This window comes from Buttiauxella massiliensis (assembly GCF_902500225.1).
GTDB lineage: Bacteria > Pseudomonadota > Gammaproteobacteria > Enterobacterales > Enterobacteriaceae > Buttiauxella > Buttiauxella massiliensis.
The window spans coordinates 1-22,282 of the sequence record NZ_LR722659.1; the positions used below are offsets into that span (position 1 = coordinate 1).

A 22,282-nucleotide genomic window follows, 5' to 3' on the forward strand; every position below is an offset into this window, starting at 1 on the left:
CTGAATGAATACAACAGTGAGCGGCCCCATGAATCCCTGAATAACCTGACGCCGGAAGAATACCGGCTGATGGCTGAGAAACCGGAAATCTCAAAAAGTGCGTGGAACTAAAGCTGGGATACTTACAGCATCATATATATGGCATGGAAAGGATTCTTTGATGTCAAAAAGAAAGCCTATATTTGGAAGGTAGAGCCGGATTTTATTGTTGCATCCGGTGGGAATGTAAATGTTGAAATGAAAAAATGTGATTTCTAATCAGCTGAATGGGTTGCGTACAAAAGGCCTACAAAAAAACGATATGCAACCAACCCTGACAACGCAAAAAACCTAATTGCAATAATGAAAGGTAGTTATATGAAAAGCAGAGGTTTAAAATGATAAAGATATCCCTAACTTTCGTTGCGTTGATTATATGTGCAAATGCGAGCGCGAACACGCAGTGTGAAATACTTAAAAATAAATCAGAGAAAGAACAAGCATATTTAGACAAATCCAAAAACATATTTGAGGTTGTGTCGAAAGGACGGTTGTATTTTAATAATGCACCAAGTAATGAATGTAAAGTTAAGAGCTTGTTTTTAGTTCCTGGCGACAAAGTAATTGGTTACTCAGAATATAATGGCTTCACGTCTGTTGCATATTTTAAAGAGAATGGTGACTCAGTTGATGGTTGGCTAGAAACATCTCAACTAAAAAATACAGGCTTATCTAATGGACCATCTGGTGAAGAACAAATGGTGTTTAACATGTTACCGGAGATTATAGCCAAAAATAAGTTAACTTCACTTCCGAATAAGTGTCTAAAGTTTAACCTAAACGATAAGGATGAGAAGTATTACACTACAGTTGTTTCAAGGGCCAACGGTAAAGAATGTATAAACAATGATGTACTTCCATTTACCATTCTGGTTAAAAGAAATACATTGGAAGTTTACTCGAACCAAGGTCATGCGAGTGATGAATTCCGTTCATTAGAACCCGCATCATCAAAATAAAAAAAAGATTGCAACTATTTCGACCTCGCATTTAAATGTGTTTAGAACTAATCACGACCAATGAAGTGGGGTAATATGGAGTTGTCATTGAAATATTATACGGCATTACTTTGTTTCTTAGTTATGTCAACCCCAGCATATTGTATCCAAAGCACGGGTGAATTAGTCAACGCTAAAAAACTCAAGAGTTCGGGTTTTATGGATGGACAGTCGGGCAGTGTAAATACTGATTTAAATGGCGATGGAAACCAGGACGTCATTGAATACACCTTTGCGAGTACAACACAGCCAGGGACATGCGACCAATCAGACTGCATGTCAAGTTTGGATAACTCTCCAATTCTAACATTCCAGATAAAAATGCATGATGGCAAGGCTATCGATGGTTCGTATATGTGTACATCCCTGGGTGTGACAAAAAACACTCACCATGGAATGAAAGATATATTATGCGGTCCTAAGTATATACTTCGCTGGAATGGTGAAGATTATGATACTGATTAACTAGTACTATTAGCACCTTCTATTCAGGAGGTGCTAACCTTCTACGTGGAAGACATTCTAAAATGCATTTATATAAAATAATTATAGCTTCACTCTTGATGCTGCCATTGTTTTCCCATGCAGCTCCGAAAGACTATTCGCGAATTGAATCAGATTGCCGCAAAGAAAACCTGGCATAAATAACTCCATCGTTATGGGATGTGCTGATTTAGCATCATCCGCTGCAAAAAAAGATATGAATATCATTTACCAGAAAATATACAAAATCATTGAATCTCGAGATATGCCGGATATTACTAAAAACTTTGAAGTGGCACAAAAAAGCTGGCTGTTGTCGCGTGAGAACTGGTGTGATGTTCAGGGTTTTATGATTGGCTCACCGATGTACAGCGTATGTCGAATGGATATGAATATTGCCAGAGTGCATGAGCTTAATGAAATGCTTGAGCAAATACAGGATTAATTACTCAAAGAGCTCATTTAACTTTGGCTTCTGTCTTAATGACAAATAATCAGGCAATTAAATCAGGGACAAAAAATGCTCCAGATTATCCGTAAAGGCGATAAAACCTCCCATGGTGGTTCGGTAATGACCGCGTCTGAAACAATGAAATTCGGCGGTATCGGTGTGGCCCGGAAAGGCGATGAAGTTTCCTGTCCGGTTGAAGGCCATGGCCCCACAACCATCGTTGAAGGTAATCCTGACTACCTCGACCATGGTATCCCGGTGGCGTTTCACGGACATAAATGCGGTTGTGGTTGCACCCTGATCAGTTCCTTTGCTCCGGCCGGGGTTGCCTGATTATGCCCGTTCTGCTTGATGCCATCCCCGAAAAGGCAACCAGGATAGTCCGGCCCAGCACGCGCCGCTGGCTGCTGTTCCTCGCATTTGTCATGCTGGGTGGCATTGCCCTCACACTCTGGGGATGGACAACGGAGCGCACCGGATTTGTGTTCTGGTTTACGGCTCTGGGTCTGCCGTTCTGCACCTGGGGTCTAATTTTTAGCTTGCGCCGGTCTGCCTATAAAGCCGAACAGGTGGGGGCTGAGTCCCGAAACGTAGAGCGTGAAAAACTCATCGAAAGTGAAATTCAGCGCGGCCAGCGTAGCGCCTGGATTCTGGGAAACCTTGTTCAGACATCATCCGGGAATAAAGCCAGTGACCTGCTGACGGCTATGACCCGTTCGGCACCGGCAGTCGACTTTTCTCAGCCCAGGGGATGCGCTAACCCCGTCCGTTATGCCGCGCTGACTGCATTCCAGCCAAATCTGGCATCAGGGCTTAAAGCGACAGTAACCAAACTGACCTCCCGTGTTGAAGAGGTTGTTGAACCACTCCCGGTGGGCCTTCCTTGCTGGCTGATGCTGGACTGTGACAGTGACCTTTCACCGCTGATAGAAGATCAGATTAAGGCTGAACTTTCACAGAAAACAGGCCGCGTTTTCCGCCTGATGTCGGGTAAAGGGCTGGCCGCACTGGATGCCTGGCTGGATAAGCGCTGGGACAACCCGGGCATTCTGGTCGCGATGACGCTGTCGCTACCCGCTGAACCCACGGAAGGGGATGCTGATGCTATCGCGATGCTGGTCCTCAGCAACCGTAGGGCACTCTCTTACCCGGATGCACTGCGGCTTCATCGCCCCGAAAAAGGCACCGCAAGCACGCTGACTAAAACACTCACACGGGCCCTGCTATGGGCCAACGTGCAGCCTGACCAGCTCCAGGGCAGTTGGTTTTCCGGCCCCGCACTGACACAGGGCAGTGGCTGGAATAATGCCTGCGAAGAAAACGCAGTCAAATTCAGTCTGTCAAAAGACAATTTCAGCATCGATCCGGTTCTGGGTTACACCGGCCATGCTGCGCCATGGCTTGCCATTGCGCTTGCCGACTCAGCCTTTGAACATCGTGGTATGCAGGTTATCGCTGCACAACCTGCTGCTGGCAAAGATGACATCTGGGTCGCCGTCATCACCAAAGAAGAAGTTTGCAAGGGAACGTCCAGGAATGTCTAAGGTAAAAGTTAAAACACTCATTGGCTCCGTTGTGGCTGTCGCGTTTTTTCTGACGGTCATCGCGGCATTTTTGTTTTATGCCTTTCCGGAAAAAGTAGCCTCTACTACCGGGTTCGGTCCATATGACGGACAGCGGATACTCTCTTTTTGTGCCGTCATTGTGGCCGTGCTGTTTTTCCTGGGCTGGCTGGTTGAAAAGGCATTCGACTTCGCAGGTAAATCAGGTTTGTACTTCCACTGGGGGCAGAACAAAAATCAGGTAGTGGCCCCGGTAACGCAAACTATTGTCGGTGAAGACGATGACGATGAGCCCGTTTTCAACGACGAAGCGGTAAAGGAACATCTCCAGCTCCGCTATGGCCGACGCTGGCAACGTAAAGTTCGTATCCTGCTGGTCATGGGCAATCAGGACGAGGTCCAGAAAGTGGCTCCGGGTTTGTGTCATGACCTCTGGCAGGAAGGCGACGGCAATGTGCTGGTCTATGGCGGTGACGCACAGTCTCTTCCGGATGACGTTTTCCTGTCAAAATTAAAACGCCTGCGTTCCGGTCATCCCATTGATGGCATTGTGCAGGTGATGAATACCGCCGCATTGCCAACGGATATTGAGCGTGATGCGTTTTTACGTTGCCGCCAGAAAGCCGATCACCTGCTGGGCTGGCAGGCTCCCGTCTGGTTATGGCTGACGGACAAAGAATCTGGCAATCAGGCAGGGCGAGAGTCCGTGGCAACCGGCGCGATATTCGGTCCGGGGGCCACGCCGCAGGACGCGGTTTCCACCCTGGATGCACTGGTTCCTCGCTTACGTCTGGCCGGGATGTCTCAGATCCTGAAAAACCCGCAACATGACTGGTTCCTGCAACTCTCTTCCCGTTTGCAGAGCGAACTGAAAGCGAGCCTGAATGTTTTGTTTACCGGACTGATGCAGGGCTCCGCCGCGTATCGCCTTCGGGGGGCGATGTTCAGCCCGGAACTGGCTGTCGCCGGTACAGTGCCAAACACCCGAATCGACACGCCGACCTGGACGGCCGTCCTGGATGACTGTGCCGCCGTGCGTTCCAGAAAACTCACTTTCGACTGGCTTAAGGGACTGCGTTTACTGCTGCTTGCCCTGATTGTGCTGTGGGGTGCCGGAACGCTGCTCTCACTTACCGTTAACCGTGCGCAGATTTACCAGGCGCAGAACACCGCTCGTCTTGCCGCCGATACAACACTGCCGCTGACTGAACGACTGCGTAACCAGCTTGTGCTTCAGCAGGCTATTGCCCGTCTGCAAAACCGTGAAGCGACCGGTGCGCCGTGGTACACCCGCTTCGGGCTTAATCAGGACCATGACACGCTGGCGGCACTCTGGCCGTTGTATGCCCGTAACAACGCACTGTTAATGCGTGATGCCACCGCCGATCATCTGAAGCAGCAACTGAACGCTTTTGTGCAGCTCCCCCCGGCCAGTGATGCCAGGGCGCAGGGCACACAACGCGCATACGATGTGTTGAAAAGTTATCTGATGATGACCCGACCGGAGAAAGCGGATGCGGGGTGGCTGGCGAAAAATGTCCTGGCGGTCTGGCCGACGCGTCAGGGCGTGGCGGACGGCACCTGGCAGGCGCTGGCTCCGAAATTGCTGGGCTTTTATGCACAAAACCTTCCGGCACACCCGGAGTGGAAAATTAAGCCTGACGCTGAATTAATCAGTACCGTACGCCAGATCCTGCTCAAACAGATAGGGCAGCGTAACGCCGAATCAGGGCTGTATCAGGACATGCTCAAACGCATTGCCAGCAACTGGCCTGATTTAACGCTGGCCGACCTGACCGGTGATACCGATGCCTCGACGGTATTCAGTACCGAAGAAGTGGTGCCGGGGATGTTCACCCGCCAGGCCTGGGAAGAACAGGTTCAGGATGCGATTGACGAGGTGGTCAAAACCCGCCGCGATGAAATTGACTGGGTACTGACGGATAAAACTCACCAGCCGGGAAGTGACATTGCCCCGGAAGCGCTGAAAGCCCGTCTGACCGAACGCTACTTTACTGATTTCGGGAATGCCTGGCTCAATATGGTCAACAGCATTCAGTGGCAGGAGGCGGGTTCGCTGTCAGAAGCCATTGCCCAGTTGAACCTGATTGGCGATGTCCGTCAGTCTCCTCTGGTGGCGCTGATGAACACGCTGGCCTGGCAGGGAAAAACCGGGCAGCAAGGCGAGGCTCTGGCCGATTCGATTGTGGACTCCGCGAAGAAACTGATCGGCAAAAAGAAGAATGCAAAACAGTTTATCGAACAGGCTCAGGGACCCAAAGGCCCACTTGAGGGCGTCTTTGGTCCACTGATGGGACTGATGGAAGGAAAAGAGGGGACCGGCAGCAACGGCAACCTGAGCTTCCAGTCCTGGCTGGCCCGTGTCACACAGGTCCGTCTGAAGTTGCAACAAGTCACGAGTGCCCCAGATCCGCAGGCGATGTCCCAGATGCTGGCCCAGACCGTGTTTCAGGGCAAAGCTATTGACCTGACCGATACACGTGATTACGGCAGTCTGGTGGCGGCAAGCCTGGGGCAGGAGTGGAGCGGCTTTGGTCAGTCTTTATTTGTGCAACCGCTGGATCTGGCCTGGCGGCAGGTGCTGGCACCGGCTGCGGGAAGCCTGAATACCCGCTGGCAGACAACGATTGTGGATCAGTGGAACAAAGCGTTTGCCGGTCGCTATCCATTCAAAGCAACAGGAAGTGATGCCTCACTACCGCTGCTGGCACAGTTCCTGCGAAGTGACTCCGGTCGTATTACCACATTCCTGAAAACCAACCTTGGCGGCATCCTCCACCAGGAGGGCAATCGCTGGGTGGTCGATGCCGCTGCAAGCCAGGGGATGGAAGTGAACCCCGTTTTCCTCCGGGCGATTAACCAGTTGGCCGAACTGTCAGACATTGTGTTTGCCCAGGGCGATGCGAGTGTTCACTTTGAACTGATGGCCCGTCCTTCCCGGGATGTGGCGCGTATACATCTCTCGCTCAATGAGCAAAAACTGGATTTCTTCAATCAGATGGAAAGCTGGCAAAGCTTCACCTGGCCGGGGAATACCTGGTACCCGGGCGTGAACCTCAGTTGGCGTAGCGTAAACAGTGGTATGCAGCTCTATACCAACAACCAGGGCAACTGGGGGTTCATTCGATTACTGGAGAGGGCGCAGGTCATCCCCCTTGATGGAAGCCGCACTCAACTGGTGTGGATTAGTCAGGATGGCAACCCACTGAAGTTTATCATGCGCAGCGAGCTTGGCGACGGTCCGCTGGCATTACTGAAGCTACAGGGTTTTAAACTGCCGGAGTCCATTTTTAATGTTGAACCGGTCGCTGAGGAGACTGAGTAGCGATGGGCGGGAATATTCACCCGGCACTGGCTTTTGCCCGACAGGTGGAGGGCTGGTCACCGGGCATATTCAGCAAGGTGGACAAGTGGCGGGAAACAGACCCACTTGCCCCCTGGCGGTTTATGCGATTTCGCGAGTGCAAAGCCTGGCTTGCGGACTGGCTGAGACACAACCCGACGCCGAAGGAGGGGTTTCTGTGCCCTGTGCTCATGCAGCGTTTCCCTCCGCACATCGTTTACATGACGCTGGCGGCATGGCGAACCGGCAAAACCTTGCTCCATTGCGATGAATCCCTTTTCCGGATGCTGGGTGAAACAAATCAGTCTGATGCACTCCCGGGTGACATGCTGCGCCGCCTCCCATTCTGGGGGTTCTGGCTCGATTTCCCCGCAGACACGGTCTTTGCGGAAGGTCAGGGGCCTTTGCTGGGAGCCTTTTTCACGCTCACCGATCATGACAACGGGACTGATGCGCTGCTGGCCCTGACGCTTGCCCAGGAGCCGTTGGTGGACGGGAACCTGCCGCTGGGAATGGAGTACCTCCCGTTGACCGCGCCGGTCTCTACCGCGATCAGCCTACAGGATGAAGGAGTGCGGGGATTCTGGCAGGCCGTATTGCCTGTACTGTTCTGGTTATGTTCAGAAAACAGTGAGTGGGGCACACAAGGTAAACCTGTTCGGCCACCACCAAGGCGAGTAGGAAAACATCAGCGATTCATTCCACCAAAGAAACCGGTGCAAATCTACGCCGGGGCTCGTGCAGGGGCTGCACTCCGTCAGCCATCTCGCCCGGAACGTGACAGTCCACTGAAGGAGCCTGGCGGCATGTCGAACCGCCGCCTGCGCCCCCACGTCAGAAAAGCCCACTGGCAAACCTACTGGAAAGGGAAACCCACACAGGGGGAGGAGAAAAGCATGTTACTGAAATGGAAACCACCCCAGATAGTGAACGGCCAGAACGACGATCTGGACGCTGTCGTGAGATTTATCAAAGAGAATAACAAACGGGAAAAAGAATGAGTTCATCGGAAGCCCTGTTATCCGCATGCACGACCCATCAGCAAGATCAGCAAAACCTCATTGCCCGGGCATCCGATGCTCTCCCTCTCTGGGATAACTGGTTGTTGCCACTCAGTCCTGAGCAGGAAACCGGAGATGATCCGGCATATGACGACAGCTTCCAGCTGATGCGCGAAGAGATTAATAAGCTCTCCGGCACAGATCCTGAGCGACTCTGTGAACTGGCGGAAAAGTGTCTTTGCGAAAGTGCCAAAGATATCCGCGTAGTAACCTGGTACATCCAGGCCCGACTGAGCCGCGACGGAGAGAAAGGACTGGCGGAAGGTTTGCTGCTGATGGTGGCGATGTTGTCACGCTACGGCAAACGTTGCCATCCTCAGCGCCCTGTTGCCCGGAAAGCCGCGATGGAGTGGCTCAGCAGTACAAAAATGCTGGATACGCTCTCACTCTGGCCGGAAGTAGACCGGGACGATGCCGCGCTCATTGCTGGAGCGATCAGTCTGCTGGCAAATGCAGTCGCTGACTGGCCTGAGAATGAAAAACCGTCTTTTGCCGGACTCTGCACGGCGCTTGAGAATCGTCTGGCGCGTTCCGGTGGGATGGACGCATTAATTCCCCAGAACAGCAGCGCCCCTGATTCCGGGTACGAATCTGTCCATTCTCAGTCCCCCCAGCTTACGCCCGTCAAGTCCGGTCGCGATTTGCTCGACCAGGCAAAGTTACTTTCCCGTTGGCTGGGTGAGCAACCACAGGGCTGGCTGGCCTCCCACCGGCTGATGAAAACCGTACGCTGGGATACCGTAGATCAAATCCCCCCGCTGGACAGCAGTGGCCGTTCCCGCCTGGTTCCGCCGAAACCAGAGTACCGGGCACAGCTGAAACGGCTGTACCTGCAAAAAAACTGGGCTGAGCTGGTGGAGCAGGCCAGTCAGATGTACTGCGAAGGGGTCAACCATTTCTGGCTCGATCTTCAGTGGTATCTCTGGCAGGGGCTCAGTCATGCGGGTCAACCGTGGGAGAGCTGGTCTGATTCCGTGCTGCTGGATCTGCGCCTGTTCCTGAAGCGTATGCCGGGGCTGGAGGGACTGGCCTGGAATGATGGTACTCCGTTTGCCGATGAGGTCACCACAGGCTGGATAGCCGAAAAGGTGAATGAAGAAACGCGGATGTTCGGAGATGAACCGGCAACGGTGACCAACGGACAGGGTGACGATGTGCTGTTACTCGAATCCGAAGCGATGGAGAAGGGAGACAGTGAAGGGCCCGAGTCAGCACTGGCCTGGCTTCAGTCCCGACCGGGGCTGGACACTCCCCGGCAGCGCTGGCTGGTGCGTCTGCTGATGGCCCGGGTTGCTGAGCAGTACGGCCGTAATGAAATGGCGCTGCATTTGCTGGGTGAACTGACCGCCAGCGCCCCACAACTGACGCTTGGCGACTGGGAGCCGTGCCTGTTATTTGAGGTGCAGGCTCGCCGTCTGAAGCTTCTGCGTATGAAAGCCGGTCGCAGTGAAAGTGATAAAGCCCGACTGATGCCTGAGATGGATACGCTACTGGCAGGTCTGATTGCTATCGACCCGGCCCGTGCCATGGTGCTCTGTGGCTAACTTTTTTGTTTGATTAATTTCAGGATACCCGTGCATGGATGACTTAACCCTGCGCTATTTTGAGGCCGAAATGCGCTACCTGCGTGAGGCCGGTAAAGAATTTGCCCGGGCGCACCCGGACCGGGCGGCAATGCTTAATCTGGATAAACCCGGCGCACGTGACCCTTACGTAGAACGTCTGTTTGAAGGCTTTGCCTTCCTGATGGGGCGACTGCGTGAAAAGCTTGATGATGATTTGCCGGAGCTGACCGAAGGGCTGGTAAGCCTGTTATGGCCGCACTACATGCGGACCATTCCATCCCTGGCAATCGTTGAGTTTTCTCCCGCGTGGCAAAGTCTTCGCCAGGCAGAAATGTTGGCTGAAGGCTTCTCGGTTCTCTCGCGTCCGGTGGGGCCGCATAAAACCGCCTGCCAGTACCGGACCACGCGGGAAGTGCCTTTACAACCACTGCACCTTGCAGATGCGCGTCTTCATACCGAAACCGATGGACGTTCCGCTATTCGTCTGCGCTTTGAATGCCCGGAGAAAGTGGACTGGAGCAAGGCCGGGATCGACAAAGTCGCCATTTTTCTCAATGCCGAAAGCCCTGTCAGCTCCGCCCTGCATCTGGCGATGACCCGTCGCGTTCATGCCATGCATGCCCGTCATGCCGGAACCCGCACCGAACGCCATCAGTTTGATGGCTGGTGCAAACCCATGGGCTTTGATGACCATGATGGCCTGTGGAAGAAAGCGGATTCTGCCTTCAGTGGTTATCAGTTGCTGCTGGAATACTTCAGCTTCCGGCCGAAGTTTATGTTTGTTGAGCTGCGGGGTCTTGAAACCATCGGGCTTAATGCGGCCAGCACCTGGTTTGAAATCGACATGGTGCTCAGTGAAGCCTGGTCATCCGATCTGCCGTTTGAGACCGAGAACTTCCGCCTGCATTGTGCGCCGGTTATCAACCTCTTCACGCTCGAAGCCGACCCGCTGACGCTTAACCCGCTGGATAACGAATACCTGCTGCGGCCGCTGCGTCTTCAGGACGGCCACACCGAGATTTACAGCGTCGATAACATCCACGGTGCGGTGAAACTCGGCAAACATCAGTATGTTCCGTTCACCAGTTTCCGGCACCGGGGCGGCATGATGCGCCACGATGCACCCGAGCGCTATTTCCATACCCGGGTCAAACGCGGGGCATCGGGCCTTTATGACACCTGGCTTATTCTCGGTGGCCGCTCCTTTGAACTGGATCAGCTGTCTGAGAAACCCGAATCACTCTCGATGCGGATCACCGGCACCAACGGCCAGCTCCCGCGTAAGGCACTGGAAAGCACATTGCTGGACAGGGTGGTCAAAGCAGGCAAAGTCCCGGTCCGGGTGCTGAATGTGTCTGCCCCGACAATGCCGCTATATCCACCTGCCAGTGACCGTTTCCACTGGCGGGTCATGAGTCATCTGGGCTCAAACTTCCTCAGCATGATGGACAATCCTGAAGTGCTGCGGGGGACGCTGGCCCTGTATGACTGGACCGACGATGAGATGAACCGCCGTCGCCTTGAAGCCATTGTCGCGGTGAAACATACCCTTATCCGACGCTTCGAGAAGGGCTTTATGCTGCGTGGCGTGGATATCGAGGTCACGCTGAACATGGATAATTTTGCAGGTGAGGGGGATGTGAACCTCTTTGGCGAAATGCTGCATCGCTTCTTCGCGCTGTATGCGGATATTCACCTCTTTAACCAGCTCACGCTGGTGCTGCAACCGACTGGGAAACGACTGAGATGGAAAGAATTTCACAGCCAGCACGTACCGGGCTGACATTCGCCCTCAATAAGGACATCTGGCGAGCCAATTTTTACCGTTTCTGCCAGCTGCTGGAGCAGGAAAGTCCTGACTCACCGAAGCTCGGGGCCACCAGCCACCCCGCCAACGATCCGGTGCGTTTTCGCCCCTGGCCGGGGATGGGATTTCCCGTCAGCACGCTAAAGGCGGTTGAGACTGATGAAGATCATCCCGAACGTCCCCCGACCGTGCGCACGACTTTTCTGGGAATGTACGGCGTGGACTCGCCCCTCCCGGGCATGTATCTGGATGATATCGCGCAGCGCCGGGAAGGGCATGAAGCGGTCACCTCGTTTCTGGATATCTTCAGCCACCGTATCACCACGCAGTATTACCGTATCTGGCGCAAGTACGCCTACCCGGCCACGTTTGAGGCTGGAGGACGAGACGCCACTTCCCAGTGTCTGCTGGGGCTGGTGGGTCTCGGCATTCCGGGTACGGCTGAACATGTGGCAACCCCGGTATCCCGATTCCTGGCGCTGCTGGGCACCATGCGCTTACCGACCCGCAATGCGGAAGGTATCCGGGCACTGGTCAGCCTGCTGGCCCCGCATACCCGGGCGACGATCACCGAACCTGATCCGGTCAAAGTGCATATCGATAACCGCAGTGGGTTAGGGGCTGGAAACCGTGTTCAACTTTCGCAGCGAGCGACACTGGGCAAAACCGGCAAAGAAGCATGCAGCCGGGTGCTGGTGACACTGGTCACGGACGATCCGGAGGAAGCCGAAGGCTGGTTACCTGGCGGTCACATCCATACCGACCTGCTGGTGCTGATGCGCGTGTATCTGGGCTACCGCAGTGATGCACGGTTACGCCTGACCGTACCGGTGCAACTCCTGCCAGAGCCCCGCCTGGGCAAAGGTCGGCGTATTCAACTGGGGCGCACCGGTCTGCTCGGACTGAGAGACGGCAAACTCAGCGATAACCGTGAAACCCTGACCGTCAGTCTGGGTTGCTATGCAGGGCTACAATGCCAGGTGCTGGCACCGGCAGAAGACGGCCACTACCGTTTCGATTAATCGTAACTCATCAACTTTCCCCAAAATAATTCTGGTTGCAGGAAGGCGGCAAACGAATAAGTCCCCGGGAGTATAGTTCACTATGTGACCGGGGCGAATGAGCGCAGCCAACGCATCTGCAACCAGAAGTATGAAGGGGAAAAAGGAACTTCTGAATGGCAACAACAACTCGCTGGTGGGCGCTGACGCTTGTCGCCTGCGGTCTGCTTTCAGGCTGCGGTCTGACCCAGACCGTCACGGATGGCACAGTCAGTCTGACGAAATCCATCTTCTATAAACACATTAAAACCCTTCATCTGGACTTCACGCCGCGTACTGCCGTCAATGCCGATGGCGCACAGACGCCACTGGCGACAATGGTCCGGGTCTATCAGCTCAAGGACCGTAAAGGTGTGGATGCTGCTGATTATCAGACGTTGCTGCGTAACGCCGATACGGTACTCAAAGAGGATGTGCTGGCGTCAAAAGAGCTGCTGGTGATGCCCAACGGCAGCGTGTCGCTCAATATGCCTATGGATGAAAATGCGCAGTTCGTGGCGGTGATTGCCCTGTTCAACCGACCGGATATGAAAGACAACCGCTGGCGGAAGGTCTTGACCCGTGATGACCTCGATCCGGACAAACCGCGCACCCTAGAGCTCGGTGATGGCTGGATCAACCTCGTGCCGGTAAAGGAGTGAAGTGATGGATAACTGGTTAGCTCTTTTTGACGGGCAGACGCGCTATTCTCTGGACATCAACGACAGCACCGTACTGCCGGATGTACTGAATTTTACCGGGCGCGAAGCGTTAAGCGAGACGTTTAGCTGGGACATTGAATTCACCACTCCGCAGGCAAACATTGCCCCGGAGCAGGTGCTGATGAAATATGCCTCCCTGCGGATGCGCAGCGGTAAAAATGTTCATGGCATCATCATCCGTCTCGAATGGTTGTCCACCACCCAGGACCAGTCGCATTACAAAGTGACGCTGAGCTCCCGCCTGGCGTTGCTCTCCTTTACCCGCCAGTGTGCCGTGTTCCAGAACCAGTCCGTGCCGGAAGTGGTGGAGCAGGTCTTGCGTCAGCACGGACTGGAAGGGCCTGATTTTGAGTTCCGCCTGGAGCGGACCTATCCACCGCGTGAACTCATTACCCAGTGGCGGGAAACCGACCTGGAGTTTGTGCAGCGCATTCTGTCGGAAGTGGGGATTTACTGGCGTACGGAGATGGACAGCACCCGGGAAATGGATGTCTGTATCTTTGCCGACAGCCAGCTCAACTATCAGTTTGATGTGCGCCTGCCGTACAGCGAGCCGTCCGGTCTGTACGATGGTGCGGCGGAGTCGGTGTGGGATGTGCGCACCCGGAATAAAGTGGTCACCGGTACGGTTGCCACGCGTGATTACAACTACCGCACCGCCAGTACACCCCTGGATACAGCAGTGAGTGTGCAAACTAACGCCAGCATGACCGGGGAACATTACCGCTACGCCGCCCCTTACCGCGAAGCCGGTGATGACACCGACCCGGAGCCGGAAACCGAGAGCGGGGCGTTTTATGCAAGAATTCATCACGAGCGCGAACTGAATAAATCAGCCCGTGTCAGTCTTGACAGTAATGCCTCGGGCCTGACCCCCGGCCAGGTGCTGGAGCCGCAGGGCGCGGTTATCAGCGCCTTGCAGGAAGGTGTGATTATCACCCTGGTCACTTACCGTGCAGCCCGTGATACCCGCCTGCATGTGTCTGTCGAAGGAATGCCCTACAGCGAGCGCTACAGTTTCCGTCCGGTGGAAATCCCGCGCCCGGAAATCCACGGCACCCTGCCAGCGCGAATTGAAAGCCGGGAAAAAAACGATATTTATGCCCACCTGGATGAACAGGGCCGCTACCGCGTAAAGCTGGACTTTGACCGGGAAGGGACGGAGCAAGGGTACGGCTATCTGTGGCTGCGTATGGCGAAACCCTATTCGGGTGACACCCTCGGCTGGCATACGCCGCTTATCGACGGGACCGAAGTGGCGATTGCGTACGGCAATGGTGATATCGACCTGCCGTATATCTCCCATGCAATGCACGACTCAGAGCACCCCGACCACGTTAACCGCGACAACCACACCCGCAATGTCCTCAGGACCCCGGCGAATAATAAGCTGCGGATGGAGGATAAGCGCGGCGAAGAGCATATCAAGCTCGCGACGGAATACGGCAAAACCCAGCTGAACACCGGCCACATGGTGGATGCGCAAGGCAAACCACGTGGCACCGGCACCGAGCTGCGCACCGACGAACGGGGCACAATACGCGCCGGTAAAGGGATGTTTATCAGTGCGGACGGGCAGGGTAAAGCCCAGGGCAAGGTGCTGGATATGGACGCCGCCTTGAAGGAAATCGACCAGCTGAACCAGCAACTGCAACAGCTGGAGATGGCCGCAGAGCAGGCACTGGCGCTGAAGGCGGATATCGACAGCCAGATACAGATGTTTGAGCAACGTCTGAAACCGCTCAATGAAGCGTTATTGTTCTCTGCACCTGAAGGAATCGCGTTCACCAGTGGCGAACACCTGCAACTGACGGCCACGAAAAACGTCGCCATCAATGCCGGGGGCGATATCAGTGCCGGTGTGATGGGCAATATGACCGCCCTTGCCGGGGAGAAGCTGGGGCTGTTTGCCCGCACCGGGCAACTGAGCCTGAAGGCAGGAGAAGGCCCGATAGACATGCAGGCGCAGAACGCCAGCATGCGGCTGTTTGCAGAGAAGAAACTGACGTTGACCTCAGAAAGTGACATCTCGTTTGCCGGGAAGAAGCGCATCACGCTGATTGGTGGTGGCAGTTACCTGAAGCTGGAGGCAGGGAAGGTGGAGTACGGCACGACTGCGTCGTATATCCGCAAGGTGAAACGGACGATGTTTGCAGGGGCGGCAAACATACCCATCCATGCTGTGACCGGGAGCGGAATTTGCCTCAGTTGCCTGATGAAAGCGGCGATGAATGGAAATGCATTCGTCATTCGGGGGGAGTCATGATTAACAGTCCGTTTGATTTCATTATGAGATCGTTAATGCATCATCCTGATTGTTCACTGTTTGCACTTGTTGATGGTTTGCAATACGAGCGCTATTTCGGGGCCGAGATTCAGATTGAGCAGGGGGTCGCTGAACCATTTTTAAATAGCTGGCCCGACTCACGGCTCGCTTTTGCAGGGCCCTGGTTATTTCGTCTGAATACATCCGTCAGACATCGTGATAACTTGAAAAAACTGGCAGAAGCTCTTCCGGCTGTTTCATGGATTATTTCCTCAGAATCCATTGAAAATTTAATTTTCCATTTCAAACCCTTTCTAAACTTACAGCTACCAGATGGACGGAGTGCTCTTTTCCGATTTTATGACCCAAGGGTTCTAGCTGAAATCGAATTTTTGCTGGACGAAACTCACTATGAACAGCTTGTTAATAGAACGAAGGAGTGGGTCTTTCTGGTTGATGGGGGAATGTGGAATATGAAAGACAAAGCTGACTATTACACTGGTCGATAATTTTAAAAAAATGGAGTAGTAAATGGTAATGAAATTATCGGAGCATCAGATTGAACAACTTTCCAAAAGAGAAAGTAATAATTACATTAAACGCCTACATGAGGTTATTGTCAGGAACTCCCCCTCACTTTACGGAGATGAAGAATTACTTACAAGACTAAAAGATGCTGATGAATTCGTGAATATTCACAACTTTCAGAACCAAAAGGTTAAAACTGATTTTTTGATAACGAATGCTTTTGAGCCTTATTTCTATAAAACCGAAGCAATGCAAGACTGGCTACTTAATGGTAAAGAAAGCACTGAGAGTGAATACATCAAGTATCAGCAAATCCGGGGGAATCTGGTAAAAAGAATGTTCGGAGGAATCAATGAGTGATATCGGAAGTACGCTTCCTGTACCATCTGGCAGGACTGGGACGTTTCCCCGGGCGGGGGGAGGCCGTTTAGGTGGAGTTATCGGGATTATTGAGGGGCTTGATGCAGCCAGGGAGGCGTACCTTGCCCGAATGGAGGAGATGGAGCGGGTTAAAAGTGAAGCTGCAACACTGACAAAAGAACTCAGTGAGGAAGGCTGTGATCAGTGTGTCTATACTCAAGGGCAGGTTACCCTACAGAATATAGAAGGTTGGTCCGATGTCAGTATTGCGTATCAGTTTTATATATGTCAGTTCCCTATACATTTCCCTGTGATGAAAATAATGGAATGGACTTATGGGGTGGCTTTTGATGGATTTGTTCCAAAAGAATGCATACTGAAAGAAAGTAAGGCGAACTATGATCAGTTTTTTAATACGAATGGAGCGCTGAAATTTTTTATTGCGCTAACTAAAGGTGATGATGGCCTTTTTTTGGAGCAAGCTAACAGACAAAATGAGTGTGCAATTAAAGGGATGCCTCCAGGTAAATTAGAGTGGTACTTTATGCAACCAGTGAGCGCAAATTATGCACAAGAGATGTTTGCGATGAGTGGGTTAAGGATTAATGTCATCCACAAACCAATGCCTGCTGAATATATTAAAAATATTTTCCCTGAAAATATGTGAGGTTCCATATGTTTTATAAGTTACAGCTTGTTTTTTATAAAAATAAACAAACTAAAGCGAGTTCAATTTTTGAAGAGCTAGCTGAGTTTATCAGACAATTACCAGATTGGAAGGAGAAACCTAGCACATGGTTTATCGCTCATCCAACAGAAATGATGGTAGCAATAGATAATAATCTTATAACAGAAAAAGCTAATGATTATGTTAGTTCTATGATTGCGAAAAAGAAAAATTTCAATGTAGTATTAGCAGATAAAAATAAAGATGATAGTGTTTTAACAGTATGGCTAATGAATACACCGGCAATTTCCGATAATAGATATTATCTGACATTAACAATTGCATCACTATCTGATGATAATAACAAAATAACATTTATCAATTTAATCAAAAGAATTGTGAAAAACACCCCTTGGGATGTTAGATATATCATGGTCGATACTGAACAATATAAAATGAAACAGAAATCAGTTTTTAACGATAGAGTGCCCGTTGGATGGATGTTATATCTCCCTAAGGTTATTGATGTTAACGATGCAATTAATGCATTTGAAATTATATATTGCAGTGACAATTCAGGTACGATTATTGTATCAAAAGAAATTTTTAATGGTAATAACCAAAATGATATTGCTATTTCTAATAATATTGAAATTGAATTAGCTGCAAATGGTCACTTACCGTTGATGACGGAGCTATAAGTCTACTTGGTACACGATCATTACCCCTAGTCTGAAATTGATGTTAGCCCTGTTTGACGGACAGACGCGCTATGTTCTTGACATCAACGACAGCACCGTACTACCGGATGTACTGAACTTTACCGGGCGCGAAGCATTAAGCGAGCCGTTTAGCTGGGACATTGAATTTACCACTCCGCAGGCAAACATTGCCCCGGAGCAGGTGCTGATGAAATATGCCTCCCTGCGGATGCGCAGCGGTAAAAACGTTCATGGCATCATCACCCGTCTGGAATGGTTGTCCACCACCCAGGACCAGTCGCATTACACAGTGACGCTGAGCTCACGCCTGGCGTTGCTCTCCTTCACCCGCCAGTGTGCGGTGTTCCGGGACCAGTCAGTGCCGGAAGTGGTGGAGCAGGTCTTGCGCCAGCACGGGCTGGAAGGGCCGGATTTTGAGTTTCGGCTGGAGCGGACCTATCCACCGCGTGAACTCATCACCCAGTGGAGGGAAACCGACCTGGAATTTGTGCAGCGCATTCTGTCGGAAGTGGGGATTTACTGGCGCACGGAGATGGACAGCACCCGGGAAATGGATGTCTTTATCCTGGCCGACAGCCAGCTCAACTACCAGTTTGATGTGCGCCTGCCGTACAGCGAGCCGTCCGGTCTTTACGATGGTGCGGCAGAGTCGGTGTGGGATGTGCGCACTAAAAACCAGGTGGTGACCGGCACGGTTGCCACGCGTGATTACAACTACCGCACCGCCAGTACCCCACTGGATACGGCAGTGAGTGTGCGGCAGGACGCCAGCATGACAGGCGAACATTATCGCTACGCTGCCCCTTACCGCGAAGCCGGGGATGACACCGACCCGGAGCCGGAAACCGGGAGCGGGGCGTTTTATGCCCGCATTCACCATGAGCGCGAACTGAATAAATCAGCCCGGGTCAGTCTTGACAGTAATGCCTCCGGCCTGACACCGGGCCAGGTGCTGGAGCCGCAGGGCGCGGTTATCAGCGCCCTGCAGGAAGGTGTGATTATCACCGTGGTCACTTACCGCGCGGCCCGTGATACCCGTCTGCATGTGTCGGTCGACGGGATGCCGTACAGCGAGCGCTACAGCTTCCGCCCGGTTGAAATCCCGCGCCCGGAAATTCACGGCACCCTGCCTGCGCGAATAGAAAGCCGGGAGAAGAACGATATTTATGCCCACCTGGATGACCAGGGCCGCTACCGGGTAAAACTCGATTTTGACCGGGAAGGGACGGAGCCGGGTTACGGCTATCTGTGGTTGCGGATGGCGAAACCGTATTCGGGTGACACGCTCGGCTGGCATACACCGCTGATTGACGGGACAGAAGTGGCGATTGCGTACAGCAACGGCGATATCGACCTGCCGTATATCTCCCACGCCATGCACGACTCCGAACATCCGGACCACGTGAACCGCGACAACCACACCCGCAACGTCCTCAGAACGCCTGCCAACAACAAACTGCGAATGGAGGACCAGCGCGGCGAGGAGCATATCAAGCTCGCGACGGAATACGGAAAAACCCAGCTGAACACCGGCCACCTGGTGGATGAGAAGGCGCGGCCCCGTGGCACCGGCACCGAGTTACGCACCGACGAACGGGGCACCATACGCGCCGGTAAAGGGCTGTTTGTCAGTGCGGACGGGCAGAGTAAAGCCCGGGGCGAGGTGCTGGATATGGACGCCGCACTGAAGGAAATCGACCAGCTGAACCAGCAACTGCAACAGCTGGAAATGGCCGCAGAGCAGGCCCAGGCGCTGAAGGCGGATATCGACAGCCAGATACAGATGTTTGAGCAGCGGCTGAAACCCCTTAATGAAGCCATGCTGTTCTCAGCCCCGGAAGGAATAGCGCTCACCAGTGGCGAGCACCTGCAACTGACGGCCACGAAAAACGTCGCCCTCAATGCCGGGGGCGATATCAGTGCCGGTGTAATGGGCAATATGACCGCCCTTGCCGGGGAGAAGCTGGGACTTTTTGCCCGGACCGGGCAGCTAAGCCTGAAAGCAGGGGAAGGCCCGGTGGACATGCAGGCACAGAACAGCAATATGCGGCTGTTTGCAGAAAAGAAACTGACGTTTACCTCAGAAAGCGACATTACCTTTGCCGGTAAAAAGCGCATCACGCTAATGGGTGGTGGCAGCTACCTGAAGCTGGAGGCAGGGAAGGTGGAGTACGGCACGACAGCGTCGTATATCCGTAAAGTGAAAAAGACGATGTTTGCGGGGGCTGCAAACATACCCATCCAGGCTGTGACCGGGAGCGGAATTTGCCTCAGTTGCCTGATGAAAGCGGCGATGAATGGTGACACTTTTGTCGTAAGGGGAGAGTCATGAGCAGTCTCAGCTTCAGCCATGCGGTGCAGAGCTTGATACACACGACAGAAGTCACTTTATTTGCTCTCGTCGATGGTCTGCAATATGAACGCTTTACGGGGGAGGAACTGGTATTTAAACGGGAAGAAGTTTTGCCTCTGTTCAATACCTGGCCGGATTCACGTATTGCTTTTGCTGGCCCCTGGATTATTGGCATAAACGAAGCGATGGGTATTCGAGAAAAACTGTGCGAACTGGAGGCCACATTACCCTCTGTATCATGGATTTTATCTTCTGCTACGCCAGCAGATCTGGTTGAGCATTTTCAGAAAAACATCAATATCGGACTTCCTGACGGTCGGGCGGCTTTATTGCGTATTCAGGACCCACGCGTACAGGTTCGCCTTGGGGCAATGCTGGATAGCCTGCAACACCAGAAGTTAACCCATCTTACGCGAGAGTGGGTCACAACTATTGACGGAAAAGCCTGGTCACTTAAACAAAGGGAGTTCATATGCTAAAGCTGTCTGAAGAACAGTGCGCCAGCGCAGGTCAAATGGAAGACGATGATTTTGTCCGTGATACCGCGCAAAAACTGAAGAAGAAATATCCGGTCATAAACGAACCAGATGACACCTTCTTCAGCAGGCTGAGGAAAGCGCTGGACTATGCAAACACCTTACCACTGAAAGAAAAAAATGTGAGGCGGGATTTTTTGCGACTGGAGACATTCTATCCGGGATTTTACCTCAAGCCGGAAATAGATAAATGGCTGAAAACGCCTAATGGCTATTCAGCAGACCAGCGTCTGGAAGATTTTAAGCACATAGTGATTAACAGGGAAAGGAGAGGACTCTGATGGTTGGCATTGTTCTTGGTGGTGCGACAGCAGGAAGCGCCGGGGCGGCAGGTGGGGGGGTTGGTTCATCGACATATCCCGGGACGCAAAGTCACGGTGGCTGGGAAGATGATGATATGTCTTTTCCCGACCCAGGAAATGCACAGTCCCGGAGTAACGGGGGATTTGACTACCAGGGAAAGCCTTATGATCCAATCCTGAACGAACCGATGGTTGTCAGTGCCGAAACCCATGCGGATTTCTGGGAGGATGACATAGATTACTCAGAAACGGTGAGTTACGAGGGTGTTGATACCAAAGCCGGAGCGCAGGCAAAAACGGATGAAAAAACCTGTGAAAACTGCCCACCGGAAGGCAAGGTTTTACCCATGGTCAGGCGTTGTTCTCGGTGGAGTGTGAGTACCATAAGCTACCAGACTCGCATTTGCGGCACGTTTTATAATCCTGAAACGCAGCAGATCCAGGAGTTTAAGTACTGCGGTGTTTCATTTGATGGCTGGAAGGATAAGCTTTGTCAGTTCTGGGAAGCCAAGGCGCGATATGATCAGTTTTTCAGAGCTGATGGACGAAAAAAAGAATGGTGGACTGGCGATAGTAGTGCGATTAAACAAGCTGGTCGGCATCAGGCTGTTGCAACCGTTAATCAACCTTTAAAAGTCGTGTGGATTTTCATGCAACCTATCAGTGCTAAATATTTTGGAATCATTTTCCAAGGCATGCATGATATTCTCGTTCGTTGGGAGCCATAATTATGAACATTGATGTATCAGTTAATTTTACGTTTACAACTGGTTTAGAAAATATCGCCTTTGAGAAAATCATTGAACAATTTTCGTTTTTGGTTTCCGAGTCAAATAAGTTGCTTGGACAACACTATAAATGGTATGAGACTGGATATTCAAAAAAACAAGCATTGTCACACTTGGCGTTTGATAATAATAAAATTACTGAAAGTACATTTATAAAATGGGATAAGCGATATAAGAAAGATACACCTCTTTTTGTTGAAAGCGTTTGGGATGGCAAAGGTGATTACAGTAGCTCCATTAATTATCGAAAAATGTTTTTCGACCAAGCTAATCGAGCTAATGTTGAATTGCATATGGTGTCGCAAAATGAAAATCTAGACTTAGAGAGCTTCATTGTTCTGTTCTCAAACATTGCCTGCTATTTTGAGTGTTCATATATAAATGCTGATACCAAAGGTTATCGTTTTTTTGATAATAATGTTTTTCCTGATAGGTTAAGCGTGGGTTGGATGTTATATATACCCGCAATCCTCCTTCCTGAACTAATCCCGGAAGCAGCCAGAGTAATACCTGTAATGGATGGCGAAAAACAAAAAGGAACAATTGTTGTTTCGACCGAAGAGATATTCGATGGAGAAAACAAAGAACATGTTGGTAAAGCAAATGACATAGAAATAAAGCTTTTGGACCTTGGGTTTTTGCCATTGATTACAGAGCTTTAATTATAT

The 22,282-nt window shown here is 52.0% G+C and carries 21 protein-coding genes and 1 pseudogene; all 22 read left to right on the forward strand.

The genetic code is table 11. The features are described from left to right. Nucleotides 1–111 (forward strand): annotated as a pseudogene (locus GC128_RS16635) (integrase); the annotation flags it as partial. A 266-nt stretch (nt 112–377) separates the two neighbouring features. Continuing rightward, nucleotides 378–998: a hypothetical protein gene (locus GC128_RS16640; RefSeq protein WP_151995250.1), complete on the forward strand. Its 621-nt coding sequence runs from the start codon at nt 378–380 to the stop codon at nt 996–998. Between the two features lie 87 nt (nt 999–1,085). After that, nucleotides 1,086–1,502 carry a hypothetical protein gene (locus tag GC128_RS16645; protein WP_151995251.1) on the forward strand — a complete coding sequence of 139 codons (417 nt, stop codon included), beginning with the start codon at nt 1,086–1,088 and terminating at the stop codon, nt 1,500–1,502. Nucleotides 1,503–1,656: 154 nt separating this feature from the next. Beyond that, a complete protein-coding gene (locus GC128_RS16650; RefSeq protein WP_226812159.1) occupies nt 1,657–1,965 on the forward strand; it encodes a lysozyme inhibitor LprI family protein in 309 nt (102 codons plus the stop codon). A 75-nt stretch (nt 1,966–2,040) separates the two neighbouring features. Next, nucleotides 2,041–2,304 carry a PAAR domain-containing protein gene (locus tag GC128_RS16655; RefSeq protein ID WP_115631975.1) on the forward strand — a complete coding sequence of 88 codons (264 nt, stop codon included), beginning with the start codon at nt 2,041–2,043 and terminating at the stop codon, nt 2,302–2,304. Between the two features lie 2 nt (nt 2,305–2,306). Next, a complete protein-coding gene (locus GC128_RS16660) occupies nt 2,307–3,515 on the forward strand; it encodes a hypothetical protein (RefSeq protein WP_151995252.1) in 1,209 nt (402 codons plus the stop codon). Then, nucleotides 3,508–6,879 (forward strand): ImcF-related family protein, encoded by a 3,372-nt coding sequence (locus GC128_RS16665; protein WP_151995253.1) that lies wholly within the window; start codon nt 3,508–3,510, stop codon nt 6,877–6,879. Before GC128_RS16660 ends, GC128_RS16665 begins: the two co-directional genes overlap by 8 nt. Nucleotides 6,880–7,001: 122 nt before the next feature. After that, nucleotides 7,002–7,898 carry a hypothetical protein gene (locus GC128_RS23140; RefSeq protein WP_151995254.1) on the forward strand — a complete coding sequence of 299 codons (897 nt, stop codon included), beginning with the start codon at nt 7,002–7,004 and terminating at the stop codon, nt 7,896–7,898. Then, nucleotides 7,895–9,502 carry a type VI secretion system protein TssA gene (tssA, locus tag GC128_RS16675; protein WP_151995255.1) on the forward strand — a complete coding sequence of 536 codons (1,608 nt, stop codon included), beginning with the start codon at nt 7,895–7,897 and terminating at the stop codon, nt 9,500–9,502. Before GC128_RS23140 ends, tssA begins: the two co-directional genes overlap by 4 nt. Before the next feature lie 34 nt (nt 9,503–9,536). Further along, the gene (gene tssF, locus GC128_RS16680) at nt 9,537–11,306 is read left to right on the forward strand and encodes a type VI secretion system baseplate subunit TssF (RefSeq protein ID WP_151995256.1); all 1,770 of its coding nucleotides are present in this window, start codon (nt 9,537–9,539) and stop codon (nt 11,304–11,306) included. Beyond that, nucleotides 11,270–12,352, forward strand: coding sequence for a type VI secretion system baseplate subunit TssG (gene tssG / locus GC128_RS16685; protein ID WP_151995257.1), 1,083 nt, complete (start codon nt 11,270–11,272; stop codon nt 12,350–12,352). The genes tssF and tssG overlap by 37 nt, the downstream gene beginning before the upstream one ends. Nucleotides 12,353–12,507: 155 nt before the next feature. Next, nucleotides 12,508–13,032 (forward strand): type VI secretion system lipoprotein TssJ, encoded by a 525-nt coding sequence (gene tssJ / locus GC128_RS16690; protein ID WP_151995258.1) that lies wholly within the window; start codon nt 12,508–12,510, stop codon nt 13,030–13,032. Nucleotides 13,033–13,036: 4 nt separating this feature from the next. Next, nucleotides 13,037–15,358, forward strand: coding sequence for a type VI secretion system Vgr family protein (locus GC128_RS16695; RefSeq protein ID WP_151995259.1), 2,322 nt, complete (start codon nt 13,037–13,039; stop codon nt 15,356–15,358). Further along, nucleotides 15,355–15,867 (forward strand): DUF4123 domain-containing protein, encoded by a 513-nt coding sequence (locus GC128_RS16700; RefSeq protein ID WP_226812160.1) that lies wholly within the window; start codon nt 15,355–15,357, stop codon nt 15,865–15,867. Before GC128_RS16695 ends, GC128_RS16700 begins: the two co-directional genes overlap by 4 nt. 22 nt (nt 15,868–15,889) lie before the next feature. Continuing rightward, entirely contained in the window at nt 15,890–16,246 is a 357-nt protein-coding gene (locus GC128_RS16705) for a hypothetical protein (protein WP_151995260.1), read from the forward strand. Beyond that, nucleotides 16,239–16,913, forward strand: coding sequence for a restriction endonuclease fold toxin 5 domain-containing protein (locus GC128_RS16710; protein WP_151995261.1), 675 nt, complete (start codon nt 16,239–16,241; stop codon nt 16,911–16,913). Before GC128_RS16705 ends, GC128_RS16710 begins: the two co-directional genes overlap by 8 nt. A gap of 8 nt (nt 16,914–16,921) precedes the next feature. Beyond that, entirely contained in the window at nt 16,922–17,614 is a 693-nt protein-coding gene (locus GC128_RS16715; RefSeq protein ID WP_151995262.1) for an Imm52 family immunity protein, read from the forward strand. Nucleotides 17,615–17,654: 40 nt separating this feature from the next. Further along, nucleotides 17,655–19,967, forward strand: a complete 2,313-nt coding sequence (locus GC128_RS16720; protein ID WP_407643522.1) for a type VI secretion system Vgr family protein — start codon at nt 17,655–17,657, stop codon at nt 19,965–19,967. Continuing rightward, complete coding sequence (locus GC128_RS16725) at nt 19,964–20,467, forward strand: DUF4123 domain-containing protein (RefSeq protein WP_151995264.1); 504 nt, start codon at nt 19,964–19,966, stop codon at nt 20,465–20,467. Before GC128_RS16720 ends, GC128_RS16725 begins: the two co-directional genes overlap by 4 nt. Further along, on the forward strand, nt 20,461–20,805 hold the full coding sequence (locus GC128_RS16730) for a hypothetical protein (protein WP_151995265.1): 345 nt from the start codon (nt 20,461–20,463) through the stop codon (nt 20,803–20,805). The genes GC128_RS16725 and GC128_RS16730 overlap by 7 nt, the downstream gene beginning before the upstream one ends. Then, nucleotides 20,805–21,554: a Tox-REase-5 domain-containing protein gene (locus GC128_RS16735; protein ID WP_151995266.1), complete on the forward strand. Its 750-nt coding sequence runs from the start codon at nt 20,805–20,807 to the stop codon at nt 21,552–21,554. The genes GC128_RS16730 and GC128_RS16735 overlap by 1 nt, the downstream gene beginning before the upstream one ends. Nucleotides 21,555–21,556: 2 nt before the next feature. Continuing rightward, the gene (locus GC128_RS16740) at nt 21,557–22,276 is read left to right on the forward strand and encodes an Imm52 family immunity protein (protein WP_151995267.1); all 720 of its coding nucleotides are present in this window, start codon (nt 21,557–21,559) and stop codon (nt 22,274–22,276) included. Nucleotides 22,277–22,282 lie beyond the last annotated feature (6 nt).

Coding starts and splice junctions, on each gene's coding strand:
- GC128_RS16640 (WP_151995250.1), top strand. CDS start 378: ATGATAAAGATATCCCTAACTTTCGTTGCGTTGATTATATGTGCAAAT.
- GC128_RS16655 (WP_115631975.1), top strand. CDS start 2,041: ATGCTCCAGATTATCCGTAAAGGCGATAAAACCTCCCATGGTGGTTCG.
- GC128_RS16660 (WP_151995252.1), top strand. CDS start 2,307: ATGCCCGTTCTGCTTGATGCCATCCCCGAAAAGGCAACCAGGATAGTC.
- GC128_RS16665 (WP_151995253.1), top strand. CDS start 3,508: ATGTCTAAGGTAAAAGTTAAAACACTCATTGGCTCCGTTGTGGCTGTC.
- GC128_RS23140 (WP_151995254.1), top strand. CDS start 7,002: ATGCGATTTCGCGAGTGCAAAGCCTGGCTTGCGGACTGGCTGAGACAC.
- tssA (WP_151995255.1), top strand. CDS start 7,895: ATGAGTTCATCGGAAGCCCTGTTATCCGCATGCACGACCCATCAGCAA.
- tssF (WP_151995256.1), top strand. CDS start 9,537: ATGGATGACTTAACCCTGCGCTATTTTGAGGCCGAAATGCGCTACCTG.
- tssG (WP_151995257.1), top strand. CDS start 11,270: ATGGAAAGAATTTCACAGCCAGCACGTACCGGGCTGACATTCGCCCTC.
- tssJ (WP_151995258.1), top strand. CDS start 12,508: ATGGCAACAACAACTCGCTGGTGGGCGCTGACGCTTGTCGCCTGCGGT.
- GC128_RS16695 (WP_151995259.1), top strand. CDS start 13,037: ATGGATAACTGGTTAGCTCTTTTTGACGGGCAGACGCGCTATTCTCTG.
- GC128_RS16700 (WP_226812160.1), top strand. CDS start 15,355: ATGATTAACAGTCCGTTTGATTTCATTATGAGATCGTTAATGCATCAT.
- GC128_RS16705 (WP_151995260.1), top strand. CDS start 15,890: ATGGTAATGAAATTATCGGAGCATCAGATTGAACAACTTTCCAAAAGA.
- GC128_RS16710 (WP_151995261.1), top strand. CDS start 16,239: ATGAGTGATATCGGAAGTACGCTTCCTGTACCATCTGGCAGGACTGGG.
- GC128_RS16715 (WP_151995262.1), top strand. CDS start 16,922: ATGTTTTATAAGTTACAGCTTGTTTTTTATAAAAATAAACAAACTAAA.
- GC128_RS16720 (WP_407643522.1), top strand. CDS start 17,655: ATGTTAGCCCTGTTTGACGGACAGACGCGCTATGTTCTTGACATCAAC.
- GC128_RS16725 (WP_151995264.1), top strand. CDS start 19,964: ATGAGCAGTCTCAGCTTCAGCCATGCGGTGCAGAGCTTGATACACACG.
- GC128_RS16730 (WP_151995265.1), top strand. CDS start 20,461: ATGCTAAAGCTGTCTGAAGAACAGTGCGCCAGCGCAGGTCAAATGGAA.
- GC128_RS16735 (WP_151995266.1), top strand. CDS start 20,805: ATGGTTGGCATTGTTCTTGGTGGTGCGACAGCAGGAAGCGCCGGGGCG.
- GC128_RS16740 (WP_151995267.1), top strand. CDS start 21,557: ATGAACATTGATGTATCAGTTAATTTTACGTTTACAACTGGTTTAGAA.